At 72.0% G+C, this 15229-nt stretch carries 17 protein-coding genes; 12 read left to right on the top strand and 5 right to left on the bottom strand.

Annotated elements, in window-relative coordinates:
• The first annotated feature begins 24 nt into the window (after positions 1-24).
• Genes BMZ30_RS07770 through holA form a run of 3 tightly spaced genes read left to right on the top strand, consistent with a single transcriptional unit; the run spans position 25 to position 2012 of the window.
• Positions 25-627 (top strand): ComEC/Rec2 family competence protein, encoded by a 603-nt coding sequence (locus tag BMZ30_RS07770; protein ID WP_268248153.1) that lies wholly within the window; start codon positions 25-27, stop codon positions 625-627.
• Positions 591-968: a hypothetical protein gene (locus BMZ30_RS13705; protein WP_177191305.1), complete on the top strand. Its 378-nt coding sequence runs from the start codon at positions 591-593 to the stop codon at positions 966-968. Before BMZ30_RS07770 ends, BMZ30_RS13705 begins: the two co-directional genes overlap by 37 nt.
• A gap of 39 nt (positions 969-1007) precedes the next feature.
• On the top strand, positions 1008-2012 hold the full coding sequence (gene holA / locus BMZ30_RS07760) for a DNA polymerase III subunit delta (RefSeq protein WP_093376891.1): 1005 nt from the start codon (positions 1008-1010) through the stop codon (positions 2010-2012).
• 237 nt (positions 2013-2249) lie between these two features.
• Here holA and rpsT read toward each other — a convergent pair whose 3' ends face one another.
• A complete protein-coding gene (gene rpsT, locus BMZ30_RS07755; RefSeq protein WP_093376888.1) occupies positions 2250-2510 on the bottom strand; it encodes a 30S ribosomal protein S20 in 261 nt (86 codons plus the stop codon).
• 192 nt (positions 2511-2702) lie between these two features.
• Positions 2703-3368, bottom strand: a complete 666-nt coding sequence (locus tag BMZ30_RS07750; protein WP_093376885.1) for a type II toxin-antitoxin system PemK/MazF family toxin — start codon at positions 3366-3368, stop codon at positions 2703-2705.
• Between the two features lie 70 nt (positions 3369-3438).
• On the opposite strand from BMZ30_RS07750, the gene lepA reads away from it, so the two are divergent.
• The 3 genes from lepA to BMZ30_RS07735 all read left to right on the top strand — a co-directional run bounded on the left by lepA (position 3439) and on the right by BMZ30_RS07735 (position 7616).
• On the top strand, positions 3439-5334 hold the full coding sequence (lepA, locus tag BMZ30_RS07745) for a translation elongation factor 4 (RefSeq protein WP_093376882.1): 1896 nt from the start codon (positions 3439-3441) through the stop codon (positions 5332-5334).
• A complete protein-coding gene (gene hemW, locus BMZ30_RS07740) occupies positions 5331-6674 on the top strand; it encodes a radical SAM family heme chaperone HemW (RefSeq protein WP_093376880.1) in 1344 nt (447 codons plus the stop codon). Before lepA ends, hemW begins: the two co-directional genes overlap by 4 nt.
• Before the next feature lie 99 nt (positions 6675-6773).
• A complete protein-coding gene (locus BMZ30_RS07735) occupies positions 6774-7616 on the top strand; it encodes a hypothetical protein (RefSeq protein WP_093376878.1) in 843 nt (280 codons plus the stop codon).
• Positions 7617-7680: 64 nt separating this feature from the next.
• On the opposite strand, the gene BMZ30_RS07730 is transcribed toward BMZ30_RS07735, so the two are convergent.
• Together BMZ30_RS07730 and BMZ30_RS07725 are read right to left on the bottom strand one after the other, a co-directional pair.
• Complete coding sequence (locus tag BMZ30_RS07730; protein WP_093376876.1) at positions 7681-8079, bottom strand: DUF4870 domain-containing protein; 399 nt, start codon at positions 8077-8079, stop codon at positions 7681-7683.
• Positions 8076-8933 carry a DUF3097 domain-containing protein gene (locus tag BMZ30_RS07725; protein ID WP_093377434.1) on the bottom strand — a complete coding sequence of 286 codons (858 nt, stop codon included), beginning with the start codon at positions 8931-8933 and terminating at the stop codon, positions 8076-8078. Before BMZ30_RS07725 ends, BMZ30_RS07730 begins: the two co-directional genes overlap by 4 nt.
• Before the next feature lie 106 nt (positions 8934-9039).
• On the opposite strand from BMZ30_RS07725, the gene hrcA reads away from it, so the two are divergent.
• The 3 genes from hrcA to BMZ30_RS07710 are packed head-to-tail and all read left to right on the top strand — an operon-like array spanning position 9040 to position 11987.
• Entirely contained in the window at positions 9040-10059 is a 1020-nt protein-coding gene (gene hrcA / locus BMZ30_RS07720; protein WP_093376874.1) for a heat-inducible transcriptional repressor HrcA, read from the top strand.
• A gap of 28 nt (positions 10060-10087) precedes the next feature.
• Positions 10088-11203, top strand: coding sequence for a molecular chaperone DnaJ (dnaJ, locus tag BMZ30_RS07715; RefSeq protein WP_093376871.1), 1116 nt, complete (start codon positions 10088-10090; stop codon positions 11201-11203).
• 7 nt (positions 11204-11210) lie between these two features.
• A complete protein-coding gene (locus BMZ30_RS07710) occupies positions 11211-11987 on the top strand; it encodes a 16S rRNA (uracil(1498)-N(3))-methyltransferase (protein ID WP_093376868.1) in 777 nt (258 codons plus the stop codon).
• Position 11988: 1 nt separating this feature from the next.
• On the opposite strand, the gene BMZ30_RS07705 is transcribed toward BMZ30_RS07710, so the two are convergent.
• A complete protein-coding gene (locus BMZ30_RS07705; protein WP_093376865.1) occupies positions 11989-12495 on the bottom strand; it encodes a Gmad2 immunoglobulin-like domain-containing protein in 507 nt (168 codons plus the stop codon).
• Positions 12496-12647: 152 nt separating this feature from the next.
• Between BMZ30_RS07705 and BMZ30_RS07700 the strand changes: the two genes are divergently transcribed.
• Genes BMZ30_RS07700 through era form a run of 3 tightly spaced genes read left to right on the top strand, consistent with a single transcriptional unit; the run spans position 12648 to position 15129 of the window.
• A complete protein-coding gene (locus BMZ30_RS07700; RefSeq protein WP_093376862.1) occupies positions 12648-13703 on the top strand; it encodes a PhoH family protein in 1056 nt (351 codons plus the stop codon).
• Positions 13700-14152, top strand: a complete 453-nt coding sequence (gene ybeY, locus BMZ30_RS07695; protein WP_093376856.1) for an rRNA maturation RNase YbeY — start codon at positions 13700-13702, stop codon at positions 14150-14152. The genes BMZ30_RS07700 and ybeY overlap by 4 nt, the downstream gene beginning before the upstream one ends.
• 47 nt (positions 14153-14199) lie before the next feature.
• On the top strand, positions 14200-15129 hold the full coding sequence (gene era, locus BMZ30_RS07690; RefSeq protein WP_093376853.1) for a GTPase Era: 930 nt from the start codon (positions 14200-14202) through the stop codon (positions 15127-15129).
• The last annotated feature ends 100 nt before the right edge of the window (positions 15130-15229 follow it).

Genomic DNA, 15229 nt, shown 5'->3' with positions numbered 1-15229 from the left:
CGCGGCGGTCCGTCCCTTCGTTCTGTGGTCCGTGATCTGCGCGAGCCGCAGCACCGTCGGTCGCGGGCGCGCCAACGCTCTAGGGTGTTGAGCATGGTGAGTATTCCGGTAGTCGTGCTCGTGCTGCTCGACCCCTGGCTCGCACGCTCCTACGGCTTCGTCCTCTCCGTCGTGGCGACCGGCGCGATCGTCCTTGCCACGCCGCCGGCCGTGCGCTGGCTCGCGCAGGTGGTCCCACGTGCGCTCGCGTACGCCCTGGTGGTCCCCGCTGTCGCCCAGCTCGCGTGCGCACCGGTGCTCATCCTGCTCGAGCCCGTCCTCACGCCGTACGCGGTGCTCGCGAACGTGCTCGTCGCCCCAGCGGTCGTCCCCGCGACCATCGGTGGCGTGCTGGCCGCCGTCGTCTCGCCGTGGTCCTTGCCGGTGGCCCGGGCGCTCGCCTGGATCGCGGCGCTCGCCGCGGAGTGGATGGCGAAGGTCGCCACGGTGCTCGCCGACGCACCCGGAGCGCAGATCGCGTGGGTCCCGGGCACCGGCGGTGCGGCGCTGCTCGCGGGGGCGACCGTTGTCGTGATCGTCGCGGTGCGGTGGTGCGTGGCGCCGGTCCCGGAGGCCTCCGGGACCTAGGGCCCTGGCACGCTGTCGGCGCGACCCGGCTGGACGCCGCGAAGGAACGGAGCCCGCTGGTCTCGGCGACGATCGGTGTCCGGGAGTGGCTCGAGGGCCTCACGGTGCCCGCAGGCCTGCGTTGCGCGGCCTTCGACACCAAGGTCGTGTCGCCGCGGCTGCCCGGCTCGGCCGCGAAGGCGATCGACAAGCGTCTGCGCGCCGCTGGCGCAGTGCGGGCATGCGAGCCGAAGACCTTCTTCGTGCACGGCAAGGCCGACGGCCTGGCCGAGGGAGAGCTCGACGCTGCACGCGCCTGGGCACGCGCGCTCCCGGTGTCCGCCGCACCCGCGACGGCGTAGCGGACCCAGCCTGTCGGTTGGGCGTGGGATTCTTGGACCATGGCGCAGCGACCCGCACGACGACCCTCCCGACCGTCCGTCACCTGGGACACCGTCGAGCTCGCACCGGTCGTCCTCGTCCAGGGTGCCGAAGGCCTCCTCGTGGACCGTGCCGTCGACCGGCTGCGGGTCCTCGCGCGGGAGGCAGACTCCGAGGTCGAGGTCGTCGAGCTCGAGGCGTCCACCTACGCGTCCGGCATGCTCGCCGTCGAGACCAGCCCCTCGCTGTTCGCTGATCGCCGCCACGTCGTCGTGCACGGGGTGGAAGCGACGTCGGACGCCTTCATCACGGACATGATCGCCTACCTCGATGCCCCGGCCGACGACGTCGTCGTGGTCCTCGAGCACCGCGGCGGCCAGCGGGGCAAGAAGCTCCTGGACGCCGTCAAGGCGCACGGCGGGCCGGTGGTCGCCTGCGAGCCGATCAAGAAGGACTCGGACAAGTCTGCGTTCGTCACCACGGAGATGCGGACGCTGGGCCGCCGTGCTGACGCGGGCGCCGTGCGCGCGCTCGTCGAGGCGCTCGGCAGCGACCTGCGCGAGCTCGCGGCGGCCTGCTCCCGGCTGGCCGCGGACACGACCGGCACGATCACCGAGGCCGTAGTCGGGCGCTACTACGGCGGACGCGTCGAGGCGACGGGGTTCCGCGTGGCCGACGCCGCGGTGGCCGGCAACGAGGGGGAGGCCGTGTCGCTCCTGCGTCACGCGTTGGCGACCGGTGTGGACCCCGTCCCGATCGTGGCGGTGCTCGCCATGAAGCTGCGGACCTTGGCGAAGGTCGCGGCGATGCGGGGCCGGCGGCACCTGTCGGCAGCCGACCTCGGGATGGCCCCGTGGCAGGTCGACCGCGCGCGCAAGGACCTGCAGCACTGGACGCCCGAGGCCCTCGCGGAGGCCATCACCGCGGTCGCGGAGGCCGACGCCCAGGTCAAGGGCGCGGGGCGTGACCCGGTCTACGCCGTCGAGCGCGCCGTCCTGCGCATCGCCGCAGCCGCCCGCGCCTGACCGCCCGCGCCGGCGCACTGGACCCCCCCGCCGCTGCCCTCCTGCGCCCCCCGCCTCCGTCGAGTCCGCTAGTTCTGTCCCCACTCCGATAGGTCCTCCTATCGGAGTGGGGCCCGGACTATCGGACTCGGCGCGTGCGCGTCTGGAGACGACGAGAGGCGCCGCCCGTGGTGGGGCGGCGCCTCTGGCGTGTCGTTCAGGTGCCCAGCGTGGCTGGGCGGGTGATCACCGCTGTGATCAGAGGCCGTTGACGGCCTTGGCGAGCGCCGACTTGCGGTTGGCAGCCTGGTTCAGGTGGATGACACCCTTGGAGGCAGCCTTGTCGAGCTTCTTCGACGCGACGAGGAGCGCAGCGGATGCCGCGTCCTTGTCACCCGCGGCGACAGCCTCGCGGACGCGACGCACGTTCGTCTTGAGCTCAGACTTCACAGCCTTGTTGCGAAGGCGCGCCTTCTCGTTCGTGCGGATGCGCTTGATCTGGGACTTGATGTTTGCCACGTGTGGACTCTCTTGTGTGTTCGCCTCGCGGCGAGCTGACAGGTCGTAGAGGACTGCCCCGACACCGGGACTGGGGTGGGGAACCCGTGGAGAGGTGTCGAGCCTGTGCCCGCCGACCTGGGCGGACACGCAACCACCGATGCTACCAGGCTGAGGGCTGCCTGCCGACCCCCCGCACGTGCCGGGCGCGCCTCATCCAGCGATCGCGGCCGCCACCCGGTCGAACGTCGCCCGGTCCATGATCGCGCCCTCGCGCCGCACAGCGTCCGGGTCGAGCCGCAGGACGCGGTCGAGGCGCACCTCGCTGTCCCGTCCGCGGGAGTCCCAGGGGCCGGAACCGATGTCGAGCCAGCGCCGACCCCAGCGTGCCTCGTCGGCCGCGTCGCGGTCGTGGTCCTTGCTCGTCAGCATCAGGCCGAGCAGCCACCGCCCGTCCCGCCCGACGACGAGGGCCGGGCGGTCCTTGCCGCGCGTGTGGTCCTCCTCGAAGGGCACCCACGTCCACACGATCTCGCCGGGATCAGCGTCGCCGTCGAGCGACGGCTGGTAGATCGGGTGGACGGTGCCGGTGAAGTCGCCGGGGTAGCCGGGAGCGTCGGGCGTCTCGATCCTCCGCACGGCGGGCGACCCGGACGACCCGGTGTCGGGTGCGGGGAGCGAGGCTTGCGGTGACGGAGCTGATCGTTCCCCGGGGGAGGGCGTGCCGGGCGTCCATCCCGGGCTCGTCCCAGCAGAACCGGCGGTCGGGAAGGGCTTGCGCGACGCGTCGTCCGTCCGCGTGCGCGACGCCGCTGCTGAAGAGATCGCCGCGCTGGCGATGCGGCCGGCGCGGCGCAGGATGCGTGACCAGTCAGACATAGCGCCAACCTATCGGTGCTCGTGGGCGGCTGCGGGGGAGCGGGGACCGGCGCCGGTCCTCCGTGGGAGAATGGCCCGCGTGACTCCCATTCCCTCAGCAGCCGAGACGGCCAGGATCCAGCCCGCCGCGACCGCTCCGGACCTTCTGCGCAACTTCTGCATCATCGCGCACATCGACCACGGCAAATCCACCCTCGCCGACCGGATGCTCCAGCTCACCGGCGTCGTCGACGAGCGCGCGGCGCGCGCTCAGTACCTCGACCGCATGGACATCGAGCGCGAGCGCGGGATCACCATCAAGTCCCAGGCGGTGCGCATGCCCTGGGCCGTCACCGACGCCGCGGGCGTGAGCACGCCGTACGCCCTGAACATGATCGACACCCCGGGGCACGTCGACTTCACCTACGAGGTCTCCCGCTCGCTCGCGGCCTGCGAGGGTGCTGTGCTGCTCGTCGACGCCGCGCAGGGCATCGAGGCCCAGACGCTGGCCAACCTGTACCTCGCGATGGAGAACGACCTCGCGATCATCCCGGTCCTGAACAAGATCGACCTCCCCGCCGCGCAGCCGGAGAAGTACGCGGAGGAGATCGGCGGACTCGTGGGCGTCGACCCCGAGGACGTGCTGCGGGTCTCGGGCAAGACGGGCGCCGGCGTGCTCGAGCTCCTCGACAAGATCGTCGCGACCGTGCCTGCCCCGGTCGGCGACGCGGACGCGCCCGCCCGCGCCATGATCTTCGACTCGGTCTACGACACCTACCGCGGTGTCGTGACCTACGTCCGCGTCGTCGACGGCCAGCTCAACCCGCGCGAGCGCATCGTCATGATGTCGACGCGCGCGACGCACGACCTGCTCGAGATCGGCGTGACCTCCCCGGAGCCCATCCCGACCAAGGGCCTCGGCGTCGGCGAGGTCGGCTACCTGATCACGGGCGTGAAGGACGTGCGCCAGTCCAAGGTCGGCGACACGGTCACGAACAACGCCAAGCCGGCCGACGAGGCGCTCGGCGGCTACTCGGACCCCAAGCCGATGGTGTTCTCGGGCCTGTACCCGATCGACGGCTCGGACTACCCGATCCTGCGCGACGCGCTCGACAAGCTGAAGCTGAACGACGCCGCGCTCGTGTACGAGCCGGAGTCGTCGGTCGCGCTCGGCTTCGGCTTCCGCGTCGGCTACCTCGGCCTGCTGCACCTCGAGATCGTCCGGGAGCGCCTCGAGCGCGAGTTCGACCTCGACCTCATCTCGACCGCGCCCAACGTCATCTACGAGGTGACGATGGAGGACAAGACGATCCTCACGGTCACCAACCCGAGCGAGTTCCCGGGCGGCAAGATCGGCGAGGTCCGCGAGCCGATCGTCAAGGCGACCATCCTGGCGCCGTCCGAGTTCATCGGCGCGATCATGGAGCTGTGCCAGACGCGCCGCGGCGACCTGCAGGGCATGGACTACCTCTCGGCGGACCGCGTCGAGCTGCGGTACGTGCTCCCGCTCGCGGAGATCGTGTTCGACTTCTTCGACCAGCTCAAGTCCAAGACGCGCGGGTACGCCTCGCTCGACTACGACGTGATCGGCGAGCAGGCGGCTGACCTGGTGAAGGTCGACATCCTCCTGCAGGGCGAGCAGGTCGACGCGTTCAGCGCGATCGTGCACCGCGAGAAGGCCTACGCGTACGGCGTCTCCATGACCGGCAAGCTCAAGGACCTCATCCCGCGTCAGCAGTTCGAGGTGCCCATCCAGGCCGCGATCGGCGCCCGCGTGATCGCCCGCGAGACCATCCGCGCGATCCGCAAGGACGTGCTCGCCAAGTGCTACGGCGGCGACATCAGCCGCAAGCGCAAGCTCCTCGAGAAGCAGAAGGAGGGCAAGAAGCGCATGAAGACCATCGGCCGGGTCGACGTGCCGCAGGAGGCCTTCATCGCCGCGCTCTCGTCCGAGCAGACGGAGCCGAAGGACAAGGGCAAGAAGTGAGCCCTGCCCGCCCCGAGGGCCTGCCCGCCCCGGCCGACGGCGCACTTCCCACCTGGGTGGGGGACGCGGCGTCGGCAGGGCGGTTCGGCGTGTACCTGCACGTGCCGTTCTGCACGGTGCGCTGCGGCTACTGCGACTTCAACACCTACACGGCGACCGAGCTCGGCGGCGGTGCGAGCCAGGTCGCGTTCGCGGACACCGCGTCGCTCGAGATCGCGCTGGCCGCACGCACGATGCGCGAGGCGGGGTACCCGGAGCGCTCGGTCTCGACGGTCTTCTTCGGGGGAGGGACGCCGACGACGTTGCCCGCCACCGACCTCGCCCGCCTCCTCGGGGACGTGCGCACCACGTGGGGGCTCGACGCCGACGCCGAGGTGACCACGGAGGCGAACCCGGACTCGGTGAGCCCGGAGTACCTGCGCGTCCTCGCCGCCGCGGGCTTCACGCGCGTCTCGTTCGGCATGCAGTCCGCCGTCCCGCACGTGCTGGCCACCCTCGAGCGCACGCACGACCCGGAGCGGATCGGCGACGTCGTCGGCTGGGCGCACGACGCCGGCCTGCAGGTCTCCCTCGACCTCATCTACGGCACGCCGGGGGAGTCCCTCGACGACTGGCGCACGAGCGTCGATGCCGCCGTCGCCGCCGGGCCGGACCACGTGTCCGCGTACGCGCTGGTGGTCGAGGCAGGGACGCGGATGGCGGGCCAGGTGCGCCGCGGCGAGCTGGCCCTGCCCGACGAGGACGACCAGGCCACGAAGTACGAGCTCGCCGACGACCTGCTGACCGCCGCCGGGTTCGAGTGGTACGAGGTCTCCAACTGGGCGCGCCGCACCCCGCTCGACGGCCCCGGCACGCCCGCGACCGCGTGCCGCCACAACCTCGCCTACTGGCGCGGGGACGACTGGTGGGGCATCGGACCGGGAGCGCACTCCTACCTGTCCGGGCCCATGCACGACCCGCGCGACGACGTGTTCGACACGCCTGACACTCCCGACACGCCCGACACTCCCGACGCTGTCGCGAGCGCTGCTGGCCTGCGCTGGTGGAACGTCAAGCACCCCCGGCGCTACGCGGCCGCCCTCGAGCAGGGCCACAGCCCGGCCGCCGGACGCGAGGTGCTCACCGACGCCGACGCCGCCCTCGAACGGGTGATGCTCGGCGTCCGGCTGCGCGAGGGCCTGCCGATCGCCGACCTCGGTCCGACGGCGCGGCGCAACGTCGCCGGCAACGTCGCTGCGGGACTGCTCGAGGGGCGCGCCGCTGTGACGGGGTCCGCGGTCCTCACGCGGCGCGGACGCCTCCTCGCCGACGCCGTCGTCCGGGACCTCACCGACGACTGACCTGTGAGGGCGCTGCCACAAACGCCCCAGAACTGGCATGATCGGGCACGTTCAGGGGCCAGGGGACACCAGGCTCGACGCTCGACGAGGGGAACGCACATGACGACACCGCCGAACGGACAGGGCTGGAACGAGCCGGGACAGCCCGGCAACCAGCCTCCGGGCTACGGCCAGGGCGGGTACAACCAGCAGCCTCCCTATGGCGGCGGTCAGCCTCCGTACGGCGGCGGCGGGGGCCAGCCGCCCTACGGCGGGGGTGGACAGCCGCCCTACGGCAACCAGGGTGGCGCGCCCAGCGCCGGCGACGCGTTCACGTGGGGCTGGAGCGCGTTCACTCGCAACGTCGCGCCGTTCGTCCTGGCTATGGTCGCGTACGGCGGTCTGCTCCTCATCGTCACGATCGCGATGTTCTTCGCGCTGTTCGGATCGCTCGCAGCGGGCGACGGCGCGAGTGCTTTCGCCATGTTCAGCGGGACCGGAGTGCTGTTCTTCGTCGTCGTCGCCCTCCTGACGGCACTGATGCAGGCGGGGCTGACGCGCGCGAGCCTGGACGTGACCGAAGGTCGCCCGATCAGTGTGGGGACCTTCTTCCAGTTCGCGGAGATCGGCAAGGTCGTCGTCGCGATCGTCCTCATCGGCATCGGATCCGCGATCGGGTACTCGCTGCTGTATCTGCCGGGTCTGGTCTTCGGGTGGATCGCTCAGTTCGTGCTGTTCTTCGTGATCGGCCAGCGCCAGTCGCCCATCGACGCGTTCAAGTCGAGCTACGCGCTCGTGATTGCGAACGTGGCAGAGACCGTGCTGCTGTTCGTCCTGGTCCAGGTCGCGATGGGTATCGGTAGTGCGCTCTGCGGCGTCGGGCTCCTCGTGGCGGCGCCGGTCGCCATGCTCGCGACCGCCTTCATGTTCCGCCGCCTGCAGGGACAGCAGGTCGCTGGCTGATCGTGAACCAGAACGCCCCGGTGTCGTCGGACGACACCGGGGCGTTCTGCATGTCAGGACTGGTTCAGCGCACCAGACGGATCGCGGCGGGGTAGCGGTACGGGGCCCGCTTGCCGGCGGCGACCGCCGCCAGGATCGGCAGGACGACCCCCGCGACGGTCACGAGCCCCCCGAGGAGGATCGTGAGCGGCGTCGCGAAGAACAGGGAAACCACGGTCACGACGCCCAGGGCCGTGTAGACGATCGTCAACGTGAGGTGAAAGTTCAGCGCCTCGCGCGCGTGGTGGGCGACGACCGCGCTGCGCTCCTTGAGGATCAGCAGGACGAGCAGCGGCCCCAGGATCGGAGCGACGAAGACGCTCACGTGCACCAGGACGGACCACAGGGTCTCGTCGGACGGGCTCATCGGCGTCGGCCCGTACGGGTAGGGCTGGGCGCCCGGCGGCATGGACGAGTAGCTCACGGTTCCTCCGGCTCGGTGACGAAGTCGATCAGCTCTTCGACCCGGCCCAGCAGGGCGGGCTCGAGGTCCGCGTAGGAGCGCACGGTGCCGAGGATCTTCTTCCAGGCGCGCGCGACGTCGGCCTGGTCCTCGTGCGGCCAGCCGAGCTCGCGCAGGATGCCGTGCTTCCACTCGGTGCCGCGCTCGATCACGGGCCAGCGCTCGAGGCCGAGCCGGGCCGGGCGCACGGCCTGCCACACGTCGACGTACGGGTGCCCGACGACGAGGACCGTCCCGCGGGGGGCGGCGCGCAGGGCCTGGTCGGCGATCCGCTGCTCCTTGGAGCCCGGCACCAGGTGGTCGACGAGCACACCCAGCCGGCGTCCGGGGCCCGGCCCGAACTCGGCGATGACGTCCTCGAGGTGATCCACGCCGTCGAGCATCTCCACGACGACACCCTCGACGCGCAGGTCGTCGCCCCAGACGCGCTCGACGAGCTCGGCGTCGTGGCGTCCCTCCACGAGGATCCGCGACTCGCGGGCGACGCGCGCCTTGGCGCCGACGACGGCCCGGGACCCGGAGGCGGTGCGGGCGGGCGCGGCAGGCGCCGTCGTGGTCGTGGGTGGGACGAGCTCGACCGGCGCGCCGTCGATCCAGAACCCCGGGCCCAGGCGGAACGTGCGCCGCCGCCCCTGGCGGTCCTCGAGCACGACGACGTGCATGCCGCCGGACTTCTCGGTGCGCAGGACTGCCCCCACCCAGCCGGTGGTGACCTCCTCGACGACGAGGCCGACGTCGGCGGCGACGGGCCGCGAGGTCGGGCGAGGCGGGAGCGGGTCGGCAGACAGGACATCGCGTCCGTAGCGGTCGGTCACGGAGATCACCCTAAGTCGCGCGGAGCGACGACGTAGGATTGGCACTCGGACACCCCGAGTGCGAACTCGGTGGACCCGACCGGGACGACGTGGAGGAGGCGGAGCGATGAGTGACGACCGACGCCTGGACGTGCTGCGCGCGATCGTCGAGGACTACGTGCACACCCGTGAGCCCGTGGGCTCCAAGCTCCTCGCGGAGCGGCACAACCTCGGCGTCTCCCCGGCGACGATCCGCAACGACATGGCCGCCCTCGAGGAGGCCGGGCTGATCGCGCAGCCGCACACGTCGGCGGGGCGCATCCCCACCGACAAGGGCTATCGGCTGTTCGTGGACCGGCTCGCTCAGGTCAAGCCGCTGTCCGCGCCCGAGCGCCGCGCCATCGAGACCTTCCTTGACGCCGCCGTCGACCTGGACGACGTCGTCGTCCGGGCCGGCCGGCTGCTCGCGCAGCTCACCCAGCAGGTCGCGGTCGTGCAGTACCCGTCCCTGCGGCGGTCAGGGCTGCGGCACCTCGAGCTCGTGCCGATGGGCGAGCGACGCCTGCTGGTCGTGATCATCACGGACACCGGTCGCGTCGAGCAGCGCACCCTCGAGACCTCGCAGGTCGTCGACGAGGTCAGCCTCGCCAACCTCCGGGCGCGGCTCAACGCCGTCGCGCTTGGCCGGCCGCTGCCCGAGCTCAAGAGCATCCTCGCGGCGCTGCCCGCGGAGTTCGCCCCCGAGGACCAGGCCGTCGTGACGGAGATCTCCGGCCTCCTAGCGGCCACGCTCGACAAGGAGACCGAGGAGCGCGTGGTCCTCACGGGCACCGCGAACCTCGCCCGCAGCGGCATGCGGTTCCAGCACGCGCTGCGCCCGGTGCTCGAAGCGCTCGAGGAGCAGGTCGTGCTGCTCGGGCTGCTCACGGAGATGGCCGAGGACAACCCCGGCGTCGCCGTGCGCATCGGCCACGAGACCCAGCACGAGGGTCTCGCGCAGACGTCTGTCGTGACCACCGGTTACGGTGGTGACGGCAGCTCGGTCGCTCTCATCGGCTCGATCGGTCCCACCCGCATGGACTACCCCGGCACCATCGCCACGGTGCGCGCCGTCGCGCGCTACCTGTCGCGCGTGCTCGCCACCTGACGCCACATCCACCAACAGGAAGTATGCAGTGACCGACTATTACGAGATCCTCGGTGTGCCTCGCGACGCGAGCGCGGAGCAGATCAAGAAGGCCTACCGCAAACTGGCCCGTGAGCTGCACCCCGATGTCGCTGGTGAATCCGCGGCAGACCGCTTCAAGGACGTCTCGCGGGCCTACGAGGTGCTGGGCAACGCCGAGAAGCGCCAGCAGTACGACATGGGCTCCGACCCGTCCGCGATGGGCGGCGGCGGCGGGGGAGCCGGCTTCGGCTTCCAGGACATCTTCGAGACCTTCTTCGGCGGCGGCGCCGCTCCCCGCGGCCCCGTCCCGCGCTCGCGCCGCGGCCAGGACGCGCTCGTGCGCCTCGACCTCGACCTCGCGGAGGCCGCGTTCGGCGCGCGTCGCGAGATCCAGGTCGAGACCGCCGTCGCGTGCGGCACGTGCGGCGGATCCTGCTGCCGCCCGGGCACCAGCGTGCGCCCCTGCGAGGTCTGCGGCGGACGCGGCATGGTCCAGCGGGTCGCACGCTCGTTCCTCGGCCAGGTCATGACGACCCAGCCGTGCTCGGCCTGCCAGGGCTTCGGCACCACGATCCCGGAGCCGTGCCCCGACTGCTCGGGCGAGGGCCGGGTCCGCAGCCGCCGCACCCTCACGGTGGACGTCCCGGCCGGCGTCGACACCGGCACCCGCATCAAGATGACCGCCCAGGGCGAGGTCGGCCCCGCGGGCGGCCCGGCCGGCGACATCTACGTGGAGATCCGCGAGCGCAAGCACGACGTCTTCGTCCGGCGCGGCGACGACCTGCACTGCAACCTCGAGATCCCCATGACCGCCGCCGCGCTCGGCACCACCATTGACCTGGACACCCTCGACGGCGACCAGGAGGTCACGTTCGAGCCGGGCACCCAGCCGGGCGACGTGGTGACGCTCAAGGGACTCGGCATCGGGCACCTGCACGTCGGGGGTCGCGGGGACCTGCTGGTGCACGTCGACGTGCGCGTCCCGACGGGCCTCGACGACACCCAGGCGGAGCTGCTGCGCCAGCTGGCTGCGGCACGCGGCGAGGAGCGCCCCGAGGCGAAGGTCTCGTCGACGCACGGTGGCGTCTTCTCGCGGCTGCGCGAGAAGATCACCGGCCGCTGACCCGCCGATGAGCGCTCCGGTCTTCCTCGCCGAGGGCGACATCCTCGCCCACCTCGGCGCCGGCGACACCTACCTGCTCGACGGCGCCGAGGGCCGCCACGCAGGCGTCGTGCAGCGGCGTCGGGCGGGCGAGCACATCGACGTCGTCGACGGGCGCGGGTTGCGGCTGCGCTGCGAGATCGTGTCGGTGCACGCGGCCGAGGTCGAGCTGCGGGTGCTCGAGCGCGTCGACGAGGGGCTCGACGCCCCCTGCCTCGTGCTCGCCCAGGCACTCGCCAAGGGCGACCGGGACGAGATGGCGATCGAGGCCGCCACCGAGGCCGGCGCGGACGGGTTCGTGCCCTGGCAGGCCGCGCGCTCGATTGTCGTCTGGCGCGGTGATCGCGCGGCCAAGTCCCGCGCGCGCTGGATCGCGACGGTCAGGGCTGCCGCCAAGCAGTCGCGCCGCGCGCTCGTGCCCGAGGTGTTCGACCCCGTGGAGACGCGTGGCCTCGCGGCGCGCGTGGCGCAGGTGTGCGCCGACGGCGGCGCGGCGCTCGTGCTGCACGAGGAGGCCAGCGTGCCGATCGCCGCGTGCGCGCTGCCCGCGGAAGGCTCGGACACGGAGATCCTCGTCGTCGTCGGCCCGGAAGGCGGGATCACCGCCGACGAGGTCGACCGGCTGCGCGAGGCGGGCGCCCAGCCCGTCCGGCTGGGGCCGCACGTGCTCCGCACCTCGACCGCCGGCCCGCTCGCGATCGCCGCCCTCGCGCAGCGCCTGGGGCGCTGGGAGCCGCGCCCGTAGATCAGTCGACGACGCGGAAGCGAGCCTCGACCGGGTTGATCTCTTCCTCGCCGTCCATCGCGCTGGTCTCCCAGACACGCACGGTGTACTCGCCCGGCTGCAGGTCGACCGTGAACTCGAACGGCGCGATCTCGCCGTTGGCGCCCGCCATCGTGAAGTCGCGCGCGACCTCGGTGCCGTCGGCGGCCGTCACGCGCCAGTCCAGGGTCGCCTCGAACGCGGTGCCCTCGCCGGTCACGGTCACCGTCGGCCCGGACACCTCGGCGCCGGGCAGCGGTGCGGTCAGCACGGTCGTGCCGTTGACGACCGGGTCAGCGGTCGGGGGGGCCGCGGACTCCGACGTCGTCGTCGGCTCGGGCGTCGCGCTCGGGGACGCGGTCCCGGGGGACGTGACGAGGGGCGGCGTCGTACCGCCCTCACCAGGGGTGTCCTCGGTCGCGCAGGCCGCGAGGACGAGCGCGAGCGTCGAGGCTGCGACGAGGGCGCGGGTGCGGCGGTGCAGTGCCATGAGGACCTCCGGGGTAGGTGCGTGGTGCCATTGTCGCGCGTCCGCACCGCCTCGGGGGCCCTGACGCCGCGCCGGGCGCGTCGCGCTCGCTAGACTGGGACGCGTCAGACCAGCCATCCGAGCAGTCAGGAGACGACGGCACCCGCCGGCTCATGCACGAGACACCCAGCACCGCGGCCACGACCGCGAAGTCCGGCCCCGGGGCGCGGCTCGAGCATCGCATCGCGATCCCCGCGCAGGTCCCGATGGTCTCGCTGCTCGGCACCGGGGACGTCGTCCTGCGTGCCATCGAGGCCGGGTTCTCCCGTGTCGACTTCCACGTCCGCGGGGACCAGATCACCGTGAGCGGCCCTGCGGGCGACGTCGGCCTCGCTGTCCGGCTGATCGACGAGCTCGTGGAGATCGCCGCCGCGGGCACGCCGCTCGGTCCCGACGTCGTGACCCGGTCCATCGCGATGCTGACCGACGACGCCAACCGCCCGGCCGAGGTCCTCACGTTCGACATCCTGTCCTCGCGCGGTCGCACGATCCGCTCCAAGACGGTCGGGCAGAAGCGCTACGTGGACGCGATCGACGCGAACACGGTGACCTTCGGCATCGGTCCGGCGGGCACCGGCAAGACGTACCTGGCGATGGCCAAGGCGGTCCAGGCGCTGCAGGCGCGCCAGGTGAACCGGATCGTGCTGACCCGGCCTGCCGTGGAGGCGGGGGAGCGCCTGGGCTACCTCCCCGGCTCTCTCACCGAGAAGATCGACCCGTACCTGCGCCCGCTGTACGACGCCCTGCACGACATGATCGACCCCGCGTCCATCCCGCGGCTCATGGAGGCGGGCACGATCGAGGTCGCCCCGCTCGCGTACATGCGCGGGCGGACCCTCAACGACGCGTTCATCATCCTCGACGAGGCCCAGAACACCTCGCCCGACCAGATGAAGATGTTCCTGACCCGCCTGGGGTACAACTCCAAGATGGTGATCACCGGAGACGTGACGCAGGTGGACCTGCCCGGCGGGACGTCGTCGGGCCTGCGCCTGATCGAGGACGTCCTCACGGGCGTCGACGACATCGAGTTCTGCTGGCTCACGAGCTCGGACGTCGTCCGGCACCGGCTCGTCGGCGAGATCATCGACGCCTACTCCCGCTGGGACGTCGCCTCGGGCGCGTCCGGGACCACCCGCGCACGCACCGGCAAGGAGAGAGCCAGATGACGATCGAGGTCAACAACGAGTCCGGGACCGAGGTCGACGAGGCCGAGTTCGCGGCGCTCGCCCGGCACGTGCTCGACGCGATGCACGTCCACCCGCGCACCGAGGTCTCGATCATGATGGTCACGTCCGACGTCATGACCGACCTGCACGTGCGCTGGATGGACGAGCCCGGCCCCACGGACGTGCTGTCCTTCCCTATGGACGAGCTGCGTCCCGGCCGTGAGGGCGACATGGCGGGCCCGGGTCTGCTGGGCGACGTCGTGCTGTGCCCCGACGTGGCCGCGGCGCAGGCGCGCACCGCAGGCCACTCGATGGTCGAGGAGATGCTCCTGCTCACCACCCACGGGATCCTGCACCTGCTCGGCTACGACCACGCGGAGCCGGAGGAGGAGAAGGAGATGTTCGCGCTCCAGCGCAACCTGCTGCTCACCTTCCTCGCGAGCCGGTGACCGCGACCCCGCCCGACCCCACGCCGCGACCGACCGAGAGCAGACCCATGACCAGCGCCACCACGCCCGCCTTCCGCTCGGGCTTCGCCTGCCTCGTCGGACGCCCGAACGCCGGGAAGTCCACCCTGACGAACGCGCTCGTGGGGGAGAAGGTCGCGATCACCTCAGGCCGCCCGCAGACGACGCGACACACGATCCGCGGGATCGTGCACCGCAGCGACGCGCAGCTCGTGCTCGTCGACACGCCCGGGCTGCACCGGCCGCGGACCCTCCTGGGCGAGCGGCTCAACGCACTCGTGCGCGACACGCTGTCGGAGGTGGACGTCATCGCGTTCTGCGTCCCGGCAGACCAGAAGGTCGGTCCCGGCGACCGCTTCATCGCCGCCGAGCTCGCCGAGGTCATGGGCGGACGACGCCGGACACCGGTCGTGGCGGTGGTCACCAAGGCGGACACCGTCTCTCGGCAGGCGTTGGCGGAGCAGCTCCTCGCCGTGAGCGCGCTCGCCGACTGGGCCGACGTCATCCCCGTCTCGGCCGTGGACGGCTACCAGGTCGCGGAGGTCGCCGACATCCTGGTCACCCACTTGCCGGAGGGCCCTGAGCTGTACCCCGGCGGCGAGCTCACCGACGAGCCGGAGAACGTCATGGTCGCCGAGCTCGTCCGGGAGGCCGCCCTCGAGGGGGTGCGCGACGAGCTGCCGCACTCGCTCGCCGTCGTCGTCGACGAGATCTCCGTGCGCGAGGGCAGCAGCAAGGAGAACCCGCTGCTGGACGTCCGCGTGCAGCTGTTCGTCGAGCGCCCCAGCCAGAAGGCGATCATCATCGGCCGCGGTGGCTCGCGGCTGCGCGAGGTCGGGACCCAGGCCCGGGTGGGGATCGAGCGGCTCCTGGGCAACCGGGTGTACCTGGACCTGCACGTGAAGGTGGCCAAGGACTGGCAGCGCGACCCCAAGCAGCTGGGCCGCCTCGGCTTCTGAGCGTCCCGCCCGCGACACGTCTGGGAGGCTGGCGAGCGCGCCGCGCCGTTTATCAGTACATTCATCCCCGCGGGCACGCCCGCAGCGGAGACGCGCGCCG

This window comes from Flavimobilis marinus (assembly GCF_900113055.1).
Taxonomy (GTDB): Bacteria; Actinomycetota; Actinomycetes; order Actinomycetales; family Cellulomonadaceae; genus Flavimobilis; species Flavimobilis marinus.
The sequence above is the reverse complement of the archived record's forward strand: the minus strand, read 5'-3'. Positions and strand labels throughout refer to the sequence as shown.